At 62.3% G+C, this 12300-nt stretch carries 12 protein-coding genes; 8 read left to right on the forward strand and 4 right to left on the reverse strand.

Annotated elements, in window-relative coordinates; all coding sequences use genetic code 11:
• Window positions 1–85 precede the first annotated feature (85 nt).
• The gene (locus tag FJ943_RS06405; protein WP_140720319.1) at window positions 86–1696 is read right to left on the reverse strand and encodes an ABC transporter substrate-binding protein; all 1611 of its coding nucleotides are present in this window, start codon (window positions 1694–1696) and stop codon (window positions 86–88) included.
• A 365-nt stretch (window positions 1697–2061) separates the two neighbouring features.
• On the opposite strand from FJ943_RS06405, the gene FJ943_RS06410 reads away from it, so the two are divergent.
• A complete protein-coding gene (locus tag FJ943_RS06410; protein ID WP_015315626.1) occupies window positions 2062–3252 on the forward strand; it encodes a Xaa-Pro peptidase family protein in 1191 nt (396 codons plus the stop codon).
• On the opposite strand, the gene FJ943_RS06415 is transcribed toward FJ943_RS06410, so the two are convergent.
• The 3 genes from FJ943_RS06415 to FJ943_RS06425 are packed head-to-tail and all read right to left on the reverse strand — an operon-like array spanning window position 3249 to window position 5746.
• Window positions 3249–3677 carry a cupin domain-containing protein gene (locus FJ943_RS06415; protein ID WP_140720321.1) on the reverse strand — a complete coding sequence of 143 codons (429 nt, stop codon included), beginning with the start codon at window positions 3675–3677 and terminating at the stop codon, window positions 3249–3251. The two genes, FJ943_RS06410 and FJ943_RS06415, sit on opposite strands and share 4 nt — an antisense overlap.
• A 5-nt stretch (window positions 3678–3682) precedes the next feature.
• Window positions 3683–4540 (reverse strand): phosphoenolpyruvate hydrolase family protein, encoded by an 858-nt coding sequence (locus FJ943_RS06420; protein WP_140720323.1) that lies wholly within the window; start codon window positions 4538–4540, stop codon window positions 3683–3685.
• 9 nt (window positions 4541–4549) lie between these two features.
• Window positions 4550–5746: a Tm-1-like ATP-binding domain-containing protein gene (locus FJ943_RS06425; RefSeq protein WP_140713148.1), complete on the reverse strand. Its 1197-nt coding sequence runs from the start codon at window positions 5744–5746 to the stop codon at window positions 4550–4552.
• A 139-nt stretch (window positions 5747–5885) separates the two neighbouring features.
• On the opposite strand from FJ943_RS06425, the gene FJ943_RS06430 reads away from it, so the two are divergent.
• The 7 genes from FJ943_RS06430 to FJ943_RS06460 form a co-directional block, all read left to right on the forward strand.
• Complete coding sequence (locus FJ943_RS06430) at window positions 5886–6566, forward strand: TetR/AcrR family transcriptional regulator (RefSeq protein ID WP_140720325.1); 681 nt, start codon at window positions 5886–5888, stop codon at window positions 6564–6566.
• A 360-nt stretch (window positions 6567–6926) separates the two neighbouring features.
• Window positions 6927–8243 carry an ABC transporter substrate-binding protein gene (locus tag FJ943_RS06435; protein ID WP_015315631.1) on the forward strand — a complete coding sequence of 439 codons (1317 nt, stop codon included), beginning with the start codon at window positions 6927–6929 and terminating at the stop codon, window positions 8241–8243.
• A gap of 69 nt (window positions 8244–8312) precedes the next feature.
• Window positions 8313–9218, forward strand: a complete 906-nt coding sequence (locus FJ943_RS06440) for a sugar ABC transporter permease (protein ID WP_015315632.1) — start codon at window positions 8313–8315, stop codon at window positions 9216–9218.
• Window position 9219: 1 nt separating this feature from the next.
• Window positions 9220–10179 carry a carbohydrate ABC transporter permease gene (locus FJ943_RS06445; protein WP_015315633.1) on the forward strand — a complete coding sequence of 320 codons (960 nt, stop codon included), beginning with the start codon at window positions 9220–9222 and terminating at the stop codon, window positions 10177–10179.
• Window positions 10176–10406, forward strand: coding sequence for a hypothetical protein (locus FJ943_RS06450; RefSeq protein WP_015315634.1), 231 nt, complete (start codon window positions 10176–10178; stop codon window positions 10404–10406). Before FJ943_RS06445 ends, FJ943_RS06450 begins: the two co-directional genes overlap by 4 nt.
• Window positions 10403–11506, forward strand: a complete 1104-nt coding sequence (locus tag FJ943_RS06455) for an ABC transporter ATP-binding protein (protein WP_015315635.1) — start codon at window positions 10403–10405, stop codon at window positions 11504–11506. Before FJ943_RS06450 ends, FJ943_RS06455 begins: the two co-directional genes overlap by 4 nt.
• On the forward strand, window positions 11506–12300 hold a 795-nt coding region (locus tag FJ943_RS06460; protein WP_140720327.1), incomplete at its 3' end, for an ABC transporter ATP-binding protein. The genes FJ943_RS06455 and FJ943_RS06460, both read left to right, overlap by 1 nt.

Raw genomic sequence — 12300 nt, forward strand, 5'->3', positions numbered from 1 at the left:
TGTCCTGCCGGACATCTCCCCCTCAAGGAGGGGGATTGGCTGCTGCCGACGGCTTTCCTCGCGAATTCTCATCCGCGTGAGTGTGTCACGATTCCAAATATGTGTCCGCCCAGTTCGAGACCGCCCAGCGCGGGTTGTTGGCGATGTTGCTGACCTTGTCACTGGCGACGCTGATAAAACTCCATTCGGCGACGTTGATCAGCGGCAGGTCGGCCGCGACCTGTTTCTGGAACTCCTTGTAGAGGTCGGTGCGCGCCGTGGTGTCGAGCGTTTCGGAGGCCTTGGTGATCAGGGCGTCGAGCGCGTCATTCTTGTAGCCGCCCTGATTGGAAAACGGCACGCCATCGGGAATGCCGCTCTGCACCAGGATGGTGGTCGAGATCGCCGGGTCGCCGCGGAAAACCGGCGGACCGACCGCGAGGTCGAAGGCGTGGTCGGTATAGACCGCCTTGATGTGGGCGGCCGAGTCGTTGTTGACCAGCTGCGCGTCGATGCCTATTGCCGCGAGCGCCTGGCGCAGGTAGTCGCCGAACTGTTTCGTCTCATTGAAATAGGGGGCAGGCAAGAGCCTGAGCGAGAAGCGGTTGCCGTCGGCGCCTTTCTTATAACCGGCTTCGTCGAGCAGCGCGTTGGCCTTGGCGACGTCGAAGGCATAGATCGGCACGTCGGCGGTGTAGAATTGCGGATCGTTCTTCGGCACCGGGCCGGTGGCCGTGGCGGCGTAGCCGAGGAACACTGTCTTGACGACGAAGTCCTTGTCGATGGCGTGCGCGATGGCCTGGCGCACCTTGAGGTCGGCCAATTCCTTGCGGCGATGGTTGATCTCCACCACGAGCTGGTAGGTCAGACCCTCATAGCCCTTGGTGATGACCTTCAGGCCGGGAACCTTGGAGATGCGGTCGAGATCGGCCAGCGGCACGGCCGAGAAAGCCGCGAGCTGGATTTCCTCGGCCTCCAGCGCGGCGGCGGCCGAGGTACGGTCGGGCAGGACCTGATAGATGATCTCGTCAAGATAGGGCTCGTCCTTGCCCCAGTAGTCGGCGTTCTTCGTCAGCCGGTAATACTGGCCGGCCTTGTACTCGCCGAACTTGAACGGACCCGTACCGATCGGTGCGTTGTTGGCGGGGTTGTCCTCGATCTTGCCGTCTTCGTAGATGTGCTTCGGCACCACGCTCGACAGCGCCGGCAAGGCGTTGCGGATCAGCTGGAACGGCGTCGGCTTGGCGAATTTGAACACGGCGGTCAGATCGTCTGGCGTGTCGACCGTGCTGAGGTCCTTGAACACGGTGCGGCCGAGATTCTGCAGCGGCTTCCATATCTGCAGCGCCGAGAAGGCGACGTCGGCCGAGGTGAACGGCTTGCCGTCATGCCATTTGACTCCTTCGCGCAGCTTGAAGGTCGCCGAGAGACCGTCGGCGGCACCTTCCCAGCTCACCGCCAGCCGAGGCGCGAGCCCGTCCTTGCCGTCGAAGGAGGCTTCGGCCAGCGTCTCGACGATCTTGCTGGAGATGAAGAAAACGCCGTTGGAGGCGACGATCGCCGGGTTGAGATTGCGCGGCTCGGAATCGGCGGCAAGCACGAGCCGTCCGCCTTTCTTTGGCGTCTGCGTCCAGCCCAGGGCCGGCATGGCGGTGGTGGCCAGCAGCATTGCCGACCCGGTAAGCATGGTGCGTCTGGAAATGGTGAAACCTGACATGATCGAACTCCGTCCTCTTCTCCACCCGACCGGGCGCGGCCTCGAACGCCGGCGCGCACCGGCATCCTTGCGGCGGGGATTATGGGCCTTGCCGAGGGTTTCGCCAGAGACGGAATTGGCGCAACCTTGCTTGGCTTTGAAATTTCCGTCCGCTGGACCAGTTTAGCACAAGTCCAGTCAATTCGGTTGGCTGGTAGGACCAGGTTTCCGGATATGTGAACAAATGATGCTTTGGTGACCGCCCTGGCGCTGTGTTCGTAAACATTCTGGCTGGACCAGAGCGAGAAAAATGGTGCAGATTTGACCGCGAGCCGGCGGATCGGGTGCGAAACAGCGCCGATCCCGGGCAATTCTGGGAGAGAGTGATGAACATTGCGCCGGGCAAGAGTGCCGTCAGCAATATCCCGTTCGAGCAGGCCAGGGTCGACCGGCTGATGGAGGAGGCCGGCATCGACGTGCTGCTCGCGACCTCCAAGCACAACACGCAATATCTGCTGGGCGGCTACAAGTTCATCTTCTTCGCCGCCATGGATGCGATCGGCCACAGCCGCTATTTGCCGATCGTGGTCTACGAGAAGGGCGGTCCGGATCATGCTGCCTATATCGGCAATCGCATGGAAGGCGGCGAGCACCAGAACCACCCGTTCTGGACGCCGACGCTGCATGCCGCCTGCTGGGGTACCCTCGACGCCGCCAATCTTGCCGTCGAGCATGTCAGGAAGATCGGCAAGGGCGATGCCCGCATCGGTATCGAGCCCGGTTTCCTGCCGTCGGACGCCTATGCGCTGATCCGCAAGGCATTGCCCGACGCGAAGCTGATCGATGCGACCGACATGCTGGAACGCATGCGTGCCATCAAGACCGACGCGGAGTTGGAGAAGCTGCGCACGGCCTCCGAGCTGATCACCGATTCCATGCTGGCGACCATCGCCTGGGCGCGCGAGGGCACGACCAAGGCCGAGATGATCGAGCAGATCAGGCGCGAAGAGACCAATCGCGGTGCGCATTTCGAATATTGCCTGCTCACGCTGGGCTCCAGCCACAATCGCGCCACCTCCCCGCAAGCGTGGAAGAAGGGCGAGGTGCTGTCGATCGATTCCGGCGGCAATTATCACGGTTATATTGGCGATCTCTGCAGGATGGGCATTCTGGGCGAACCCGATGCCGAGCTCGAGGATCTGCTGGCCGAGGTCGAGACGGTGCAGCAGGCGGCCTTCTCGAAGGTGAAGGCGGGCACGCTTGGCGGCGACATGATTTCTCATGCGGAGAGTGTGCTGAAGACATCCAAGGTCGCGCCCTATACGGATTTCTTCGCCCACGGCATGGGCCTGATCACGCATGAGGCGCCGTTCCTGATGACCAACCATCCAGTGACTTATGAAGGCACCTATGCGGCCAAACCGCTGGAGAAAAACATGGTGCTGTCGGTGGAGACCACCATGCTTCACCCGACGCGCGGCTTCATCAAGCTGGAGGATACGCTGGCGGTGACCGAGAGCGGGTACGTGATGTTTGGCGATCGGGGCCGGGGATGGAATAGGGGTGGGACGGCCTAATTTTGGAGGCCGGCGCCCGGCGGGATCAGCCTGAAATCCGGCAGTTCGCGCAGACCCAGTTCCGGCCCGGCCGGCGAATAGACGACGAACAGCTGCATGGGCCCGTCGCTGGTGTTGAGCGTCGAATGAAACCGACTCTCCGGCACGTAGATGGTGCAGCCGGGGCCGACTTTCTCCACCACCGGATTGCCCTTCTCATCCTCGACCATCTGCTCGCCATGGCCCGAGATGACGAAGATAATCTCTTCCGCGCCCGGATGGTTGTGGCGGGTATGGCCCTTGCCTGAGGGCAGGTCGACGACGCCGCCGGAAAAGCGGGTCGCGCCGTTCACTTCAGGTGCCACCGTCAAAGACAGTTTTCCCCAGTCGAAGCCGAAGGCGCTGACGTCCTTCGGGTAGACAAACACCTTGCTCCTGTCGGTCATCTCTCTCATCCCTTCTTGTTCTTTGCGCCGCCGCCGAGCGTCACCGCCTTGAAATCCACAGTCTGCCTGGCGATCGCGGCTTCCGCCGGCAGCCGTTCCATCGAGCTCGCGCCATAAAAGCCGTGCAGGCCCTTGGCGTGGGAGAGGATGTAGCGGGCGTCGTCGGGCATCGAGATCGGGCCGCCATGGCAAAGCAGGATGACATCGTTGCGCACCGAGCGCGCCGCCTCGGCAATGGCGTCGATGGCAATGACGCAGTCGTCGAGCGACTTGGCCGAGGTGGCGCCGATCGAGCCGCCGGTGGTCACGCCCATATGGGCGACGACGACATCGGCGCCCGCCTTGGTCATGGCGCGTGCTTCTTCGGGGTTGAAGACATAGGGCGTGGTCAGGAGGTCGAGCTTGTGTGCCTCGGTGATCATGTCCACCTCTAGGCCGAAGCCCATGCCGGTCTCTTCGAAACTCTGCCGCATCTGGCCGTCGAACAGGCCGATGGTGGGAAAGTTCTGAACGCCGGAAAAGCCCATCGTCTTCAGTTCCGCGAGCAGCAGCGGCATGATGACGAAGGGATCGGTGCCGTTGACGCCGGCCAGTACCGGCGTCTTCTTGACCACCGGCAGCACCTCATAGGCCATCTCCTTGACGATCTCGTTGGCGTTGCCATAGGCGAGCAGGCCGGCGGCCGAGCCGCGGCCAGCCATGCGGTAGCGGCCGGAATTGTAGATGATGATGAGGTCGATGCCGCCGGCCTCCTCGGCCTTGGCCGACAGGCCGGTGCCGGCGCCGCCACCGACGATCGGCACGCCTTTGTCGATCATCCCCCGGAACTTTTTCAGTATGTCCTTGCGCGGTATGGCTGGCATGTCTGGGTCTCACTGTCTGGCGATGTCGAGAAAGGCCGCGACCGCCGCCTTGGCAAAGTCCGGATCGTTGATGTGCAGCGGCAGGCGGGTGACGCGGCGCGTCGCACCCGGCCTGATGGTGCGCTCGACGGCTTCGAACAGAGCTGCGTCGGCTTCCGGATCGAAGAAGGCGCCGCCTTCGATGTCGAGCGCGGAAACGCCTTTTTCCGGGATCAGGAAATGCAGCGGGCCTTCGCAATGGGCGAGCCTTGTGCCGATCCATTCGCCGATCGCGCGGCATTCCCGCGCTGTCGTGCGCATCAGCGTGACGTTCGGATTGTGCTCGTAGAACAGCCGGCCACGATAATGCTCCGGAATGGTCGATGGCGCCCAGAAATTGACCATGTCGAGCGCGCCGACCGAGCCGACATAGGGCAGCTTGGTGCGGGCAATGGCACCGAAACGATCCTGCGTCGCCGGCAGCACGCCGCCGAACAGCAGGTCGCAGACCTCCGTCGTGGTGATGTCGATGACACCCGACAGCAGGCCGCTGTCGGCCAGCTTCTCCATGCTGCGGCCGCCGGTGCCGGTGGCATGGAAGACCATGCAATCATAAGTCGAGCGGAGGTGTTCGGCGATTGCCGTCACGCAAGGCGTGGTGACGCCGAACATGGTGAGGCCGATCGAGGCCTTGCCGTCCGCCGCAGGCGCCGGATTGACCGCCATGCCCGCTATCGCCTGGGCGGCGTTGTGCAGCACGACACGAGACAGCCGGTTGAGGCCGGCCATGTCGGTCACCGATGGCATCATGATGATGTCGGACACGTCCACATAGGGGGCGGTGTCGCCCGAGGCCAGCGTGGAGACCATGAGCTTGGGCAGACCGAGCGGCAGCGCGCGCATGCCCGCTGTGATGATCGAGGTGCCCCCGCCGCCGCCAATGCCGATGATGCCCGATATGTCGTCGCGGGACTGGACAAAGCGCGTGAAGGCCCCAGCCATTGCCGCAACCGATCTGCCGCGGTCGTCGATGCCGAGCACCGCACCGCGGCCATCGGGATGATGGGCGGCGACCTCTTCAGCCGAGACGTCGACAGGCACGGTCGCGCCTCGCGTGCCGACATCGACACGGCAGACGACGGCACCCGTCGCGGCGATCGCATCGGCCAGGAAGGCGAGTTCCTCGCCCTTGGTGTCGGCGGTGCCCACCACATGGATGCGCTTCATCCGCGCCTCCCTCTGCTGGTTGGTTCGAAGGTGGTGATGCTCATCAGATGAAAGCTTTGTGCGCCGTAGAGCGTCAACGTGGCCACTCCAGGAAAAGGGCTGCCATTGCAAATTTTTGAGACACGCGTATCGTATTGGCATGGATGTCTCACGTCAACAACCCGCAACGGACGACAACGCCGGGGAGAGAGCAGAGCGCGGACCGCGGGCGCGGACAAAGCGGCTGATGCTGGAGACGGCCACGCGGCTGATGCAGGCGGGTGGGACGCCTTCGGTCAGCGAGGTAGCGGAGGCAGCCGAGGTCTCCCGGGCCACGGCCTACCGTTACTTCCCCAGCCAGGCAGCCCTGGTGCAGCGCGTCGTCGACGAGGGGCTGGGGCCAATCCTGACCTGGAAGTCCACCGCCGCCGATGCCGAGCGCCGCGTCGCCGAACTGTTCGATACGGCCATGCCGCGCATCGAGGCCTTCGAGGCGACATTCAAGGCTGCTTTGAAGCTGTCGCTCGATCAATGGGCGCGGCGCCAGGCGGGCACGCTGGGCGGAGAGCCGGCCTTCACGCGCGGCCATCGCGTCGAATTGCTGAAGGAGGCGCTGACGCCGCTCAAGGGCCGCTTGCCGCCGCGCGACTTCAAGCGGCTGGCGCAGGCGCTGTCGCTGATCTTCGGCGTGGAGGTGCTGATCGTGCTCAAGGATATATGGGGGCTGGACAGCCGCCGGATGATGTCGGTGGCGCAATGGGCGGCGAGTGCGCTGGTGCGCACGGCAATCGCGGAGTCGGCTTATGGTGGTGATGAGTCCGCTTCAGGAGCGGCGAAATAGCCCCAATCTGGTTCGACCAGATTTGCCTGCATACCGCTGATCCTAGCCCAAAATGCGATCATGGGGCAAGGTCAATGTATATCATTTAGTAGGAAAATCATGGGAAAACAGGCAGATAAAGCTTTAATTCGACAGTAACGGCCCATGCCGGCTTTCAAGAAAGGGCTTGACGTCGCCGCAGGATTGGTAATACCAGATCAAGGAAGATAAGCGGATCGAAAGTGAGGGCTGCGATCCATTTCCGGACAGAGCGAGGAGGCTCCGAATTCGGAAAAGCGCGACCACGGGAGGAACTACCAGGGCCGGCTCCGTCGCTGGCCCGTACGACAAGGTAGAATGCGCACAAGGGAGGAAATCATTATGCGCAAGTTAGTGACCAGCATGCTTGCTGGTATCGGCTTAACGCTTGCCTGCGGAACGTCCGTCTACGCGCAGGAAAAGTCGCTCACCATCTTCTGGGCGGAATGGGATCCGGCCAATTACCTGCAGGAACTCGGCAACGAGTACGAGAAGGAAACCGGCGTCAAGATCACGGTGGAGACCACGCCCTGGTCCGACTTCCAGACCAAGGCCTTTACCGAGTTCAACGCCCATGGCGACGCCTATGACCTAGTCGTCGGCGACTCGCAGTGGCTCGGCGCCGGCTCCACCGGCGGCCACTACGTCGACCTGACCGACTTCTTCAAGAAGCATGATCTCGGCAACGTCATGGCACCGGCGACGGTGAAATATTATGCCGAGTATCCCGGCAACAGCGGTAAATACTGGGCGATCCCGCTTGAGGGCGACGCCGTCGGCTGGTCCTATCGCAAGGATTGGTTCGAGGATCCCAAGGAAAAGGAAGCCTTCAAGGCCAAATACGGCTACGACCTCGACGTGCCGAAGGATTTCAAGGCGCTGCGCGACATCGCCGAGTTCTTCCACCGGCCGGATCAGAAGAGATACGGCATCGCCATCTACACCGACAATTCCTACGACGCGATGGCGATGGGCTTCGAGAACGCGCTGTTCTCCTATGGCGGTGAGCTGGGCGACTACACGACCTACAAGGTCGACGGTCACATCAACTCCGACAAGGCGGTGGCCGCGCTCGATGCCTACAAGGAGCTCTACAAGTTCACGCCTCCGGGCTGGGCCAAATCGTTCTTCGTCGAGGACAACCAGGCAATCACGGAAAACCTGGCCGCGATGAGCATGAACTTCTTCGCGTTCTTCCCCTCGCTGATCAACGAAGCGTCGAACCCGAATGCCAAGAACACCGGCTTCTTCGCCAACCCTCCCGGCCCAAATGGCGACCAGTTCGCCGCACTCGGCGGGCAAGGCATCTCCGTCATCTCGTACTCGAAGAAGCAGGACGAGGCGATGAAGTTCCTCGAATGGTTCATCAAGGACGAGACCCAGAAGAAGTGGGCGGCCCTTGGCGGCTATACCTGCAGCCAGGCGGTGCTCAAGTCGCCTGAGTTCCAGAACGCCACGCCCTACAACAAGGCCTTCTACGAGACCATGTTCAAGGTGAAGGATTTCTGGGCAGTGCCGGAATACGCAGAACTGCTGCAGCAGCTCAACCAGCGCGTCTACCCCTACATGATCGGCGGCAGCGGCACCGCCAAGGAAACGCTGGACGCATTGGCGGGAGACTGGAACGCGACCTTCAAGAAATACGGCCGCGTCCAATAATCCTTCATGTCCCGCGGAGGGGGCGATGTCGCCTCCTCCGTTTCTTTTTCTTGAACCGGGAGCAGGGTCTTGGCGACCACGATGATCACCACCCTCGACAGATCCTCGCGCGCCGCGGCACGCGGCCTAAGCGATATCTCCATCCGCAATCTCTTCATCATCCCGACGGTTCTGTTCCTGATCGTCTTCAACATTTTTCCGCTGATCTACTCGCTCGGCTATTCCTTCACCGACTTCCGCGCGTCGACCAATGCGCCGGCGAATTTCGTCGGGCTGCAGAATTATCGCGACCTGCTCAACGACCCTTATGTCTGGTCGAACTTCGCCATCACGGCGAAATACGTGATTGTCTCGGTCGTCGGACAGCTGCTTGTCGGCTTCGGCGTGGCGATGCTGCTCAACCGGGACATTCCGCTCAAGGGTCTTATCACCACGCTGCTGCTGCTGCCGATGATGCTGTCGATGGCGGTGGTCGGGCTGTTCTGGAAACTGCTTTACGACCCGTCATGGGGGGTTATCAACTATGCGCTCGGGCTCGGCAATTTCGAGTGGCTGGCCGACCCCAAGATGGCGCTCTACGCTGTTGCGTTGACCGACATCTGGATGTGGTCGCCCTTCGTCATGCTGCTGTCGCTGGCCGGGCTGTCGGCGGTGCCGAAGCATCTCTATGAGGCCGCCGCGATCGACCGCGCCGGGCCGTTCTACACGTTCTTCCGCATCACCCTGCCGCTGGTCGCGCCGATCCTGATGATCGCCGTCATCTTCCGCACCATGGAAGCCTTCAAGACCTTCGATCTCGCCTACATCCTGACCAGCCAGCCGACGGCCGAGCTGATCTCGATCCGGCTCTACAAGATGGCGTTCCAGGAATGGCAGACCGGGCGCTCCTGCGCAATGGCCTACATCGTGCTGATAATGGTGCTGGCGATCACCAACATCTACGTCAAATATCTCAACAAGGTGAAGGAGCGCTGAGATGGCGGCCGTCCGCACTTCTTCCGAAATCACCTTCAACCGCGTCGCCATAGTCGCCGTGCTGCTGGTGACGATCATCTTCCTGGCGCCGATCTACTGGATCGCCTCGACAGCGTTCAAGCCGCGCAATCTTGCCACCACCATTCCGCCGACCGTCGTCTTCCAGCCGGAGATATCGCCGTTCGTGAAGCTGTTCACCAAGCGCTCTCAATTGCGCAGTCCGCCGTCGCCGGAAGAGTATGCGGCGGCCCCATGGTGGGAGCGCGTCGTCTTCGACGGTGGCGAAAAGATCGTGCGCGACGGCAAGGGCCAGGTGCAGTGGTCGGGCTATCCGAGCCGCTTCCTGAACTCGCTGATCATCGCCATCACGTCGACGGTGCTGGCCGTCGGCATGGGCACGTTCACCGCCTATGGCTTCTCGCGCTTCAGGGTGAAGGGGGAGGCGGACCTGCTCTTCTTCATCCTGTCGACACGCATGCTGCCACCGGTGGTGGTCGCGATCCCGATGTTCCTGATGTACCGAGCGGTCGGCCTCAACGATACCCACATCGGGCTGATCATTCTCTACACCGCCTTCAACCTGTCGTTCTCGGTGTGGCTGATGAAGGGTTTCATGGATGAAATCCCGAAGGAATATGAGGAGGCGGCACTGGTCGACGGCTACACGCGCATGGAAGCCTTCTTCAAGATCGTGCTGCCGGAGGCCGCCACCGGCATCGCCGCCACCGCTGTCTTCTGCTTCATCACGGCGTGGAACGAATACGCGTTCGCGCTGATCATGACCAACCGCCGCGCCCAGACGGCGCCGCCGTTCATCCCGAGCCAGGTCGGTTCGGGCCTGCCGGACTGGACGGTGATCGCCGCCGGCACCTTCCTGTTCCTGCTGCCGGTCGCCATCTTCACCTTCCTGCTCCGCAACCATCTGCTGCGCGGCATGTCCTTCGGAGCGATCCGCAAATGAGCTTTCGCGCCATCAATCAGAAATATCTGGAACCGGGTTCGCAGATACTCATGGTGCTCGGCATCGTGGCCCTCTGCCAGCCCTGGAACATGACCCTGCACACCTACGGCCTGACCATCATCCTGATCGGGCTGATCGGCTTCAACATCACCTCGAAGATCGCCCCCGAGGAACAGGCCGGCACCGGTCATGCCGGGGACGCGCGAAATCCGGGAGCACAGCATTGACCCAGATCGAGCTTCGCGGCGTCCAGAAATTCTTTGGTGCCGTCCAGGTCATCAAGGACCTCAACCTCAAGATCGCGGACAATGAGTTCATCGTCCTGCTCGGCCAGTCCGGTTGCGGCAAGACGACGACGTTGCGCGCCATCGCCGGACTGGAAACCATCGACGAGGGCGACATCCTCATCGACGGCAAGCCGGTCCAGCATCTGAAAGCCGCCGACCGCGACATCGCCATGGTGTTCCAATCATTCTCGCTCTACCCGCATATGAGCGTCTACGAGAACATCGCCTTTCCGTTGCGCGCCACGCGCAAGAGCAAAAGCGAGATCGACCAGGAAGTGCGCTCGGTTGCCAAGACGCTGCAGATAACGGATCTGCTGGCGAAGAAGCCGTCGGCGCTTTCGGGCGGCGACATGCAGCGCGTTGCGATCGGCCGAGCGCTGGTGCGGCGGCCAAAGGCGATGCTGATGGATGAGCCGATCGGCGCGCTCGACGCCAAATTGCGCGAGGAGATGCGAGCCGAGATCAAGCGGCTGCATATCAAGCAGGGCTCGACCACCATCTATGTCACGCACGACCAGATCGAGGCGATGAGCCTCGCCGACCGCATCGTCATCATGCATGAGGGCGTGCTGCAGCAGGTGGGAACGCCCGACGAGGTCTATTCGCGTCCAGCCAACCTGTTCGTGGCCCAATTCGTCGGCAGTCCGGTGATGAATGTCGCCGACGCGGCGGTTGCCGAAACAACGTCATCGGCCTCGGTCACCGTTGGTGGAGCGGCTTCCGGCTTCGAGTTTCCGCGGGCGCTGCTGTCGAAACTCAACGGCCACGCCAGCGGCCAACTCGCACTCGGCATCCGGCCGGAAGGCGTCCTCATTCGTCGTGACGCGGCCGATGGCTTCATGGCCGTCGAGACGCAGATCGTCGAACCGCTCGGCTCCTTCGACATCGTCGACCTCAAGGTTGGCTCGAAAATGCTGCGGGCCCGCACGAAGAGCGGCTTCGTTGCCGGACCGGGCGAGAAGGTGTTTGCCCGAATCGATCCGACCCAGGCGCATTTCTTCGACAAGGCAAGCGGCAGGTCGCTTGAAGTGAGGCTCTGATGGCCCATATCCAGCTCAAGAACATCTCCAAGACTTTCGGCAATCACACGGCCTTGACCGGGCTCGACCTCGACATCGCCGATGGCGAATTCTTTGTCCTGCTCGGCGAGACGGGCGCCGGCAAGACGACGACGCTGCGGCTGATTGCCGGTCTGGAGAAGCCGAGCGAGGGGCAGGTCTTCATCGACGGCGTCGACGTCGCCGACTGGGGTGCGGCCGAGCGCGACGTGGCGCTGGTGCTGCAGCAATATTCGCTCTACCCGCGCTACACGGTGCGCGAAAACCTCGAATTTCCGCTGAAGCCGAAGATCCGCCGGCTGCCGGATGCCGAGATCAAGGACCGCGTCGACCGCGCCGCCCGCACGCTGCGGATCGAGCACCTGCTCGACCGCAAGACCGACCGCCTGTCCGGCGGCGAGATGCAGCGCGTCTCCATCGGCCGTGCCATCGTGCGCAAGCCGCGCGTGTTCTTGATGGACGAGCCGCTGTCGGCGCTCGACGCCAAATTGCGCGAGGCGCTCCGCACCGAATTGAAGAACCTGCAGATACAACTTGGCGCCACCTTCCTGTTCGTGACCCACGACCAGATCGAGGCAATGTCGATGGGCGACAAAGTCGGCGTGCTCAACCATGGCCGCATCATCCAGACCGGCACGCCGCACGAGATCTACAACAATCCGCGCGACACCTATGTGGCGAGCTTCGTCGGCTCGCCGCCGATGAACCTCATCGACGGTAGGCTGGTGAACGGCCGCGCGGTGATGGCGCCATTGAATTTCGAGCTGCCCTTCGCG

The organism is Mesorhizobium sp. B2-3-10 (assembly GCF_006442275.1).
Classification (GTDB): Bacteria; Pseudomonadota; Alphaproteobacteria; order Rhizobiales; family Rhizobiaceae; genus Mesorhizobium; species Mesorhizobium australicum.

Excerpts from the sequence above, each read along its gene's own strand:
- FJ943_RS06405 (WP_140720319.1), bottom strand. The coding sequence starts at position 1,696 with ATGTCAGGTTTCACCATTTCCAGACGCACCATGCTTACCGGGTCGGCA.
- FJ943_RS06410 (WP_015315626.1), top strand. The coding sequence starts at position 2,062 with ATGAACATTGCGCCGGGCAAGAGTGCCGTCAGCAATATCCCGTTCGAG.
- FJ943_RS06415 (WP_140720321.1), bottom strand. The coding sequence starts at position 3,677 with ATGACCGACAGGAGCAAGGTGTTTGTCTACCCGAAGGACGTCAGCGCC.
- FJ943_RS06420 (WP_140720323.1), bottom strand. The coding sequence starts at position 4,540 with ATGCCAGCCATACCGCGCAAGGACATACTGAAAAAGTTCCGGGGGATG.
- FJ943_RS06425 (WP_140713148.1), bottom strand. The coding sequence starts at position 5,746 with ATGAAGCGCATCCATGTGGTGGGCACCGCCGACACCAAGGGCGAGGAA.
- FJ943_RS06430 (WP_140720325.1), top strand. The coding sequence starts at position 5,886 with ATGGATGTCTCACGTCAACAACCCGCAACGGACGACAACGCCGGGGAG.
- FJ943_RS06435 (WP_015315631.1), top strand. The coding sequence starts at position 6,927 with ATGCGCAAGTTAGTGACCAGCATGCTTGCTGGTATCGGCTTAACGCTT.
- FJ943_RS06445 (WP_015315633.1), top strand. The coding sequence starts at position 9,220 with ATGGCGGCCGTCCGCACTTCTTCCGAAATCACCTTCAACCGCGTCGCC.
- FJ943_RS06450 (WP_015315634.1), top strand. The coding sequence starts at position 10,176 with ATGAGCTTTCGCGCCATCAATCAGAAATATCTGGAACCGGGTTCGCAG.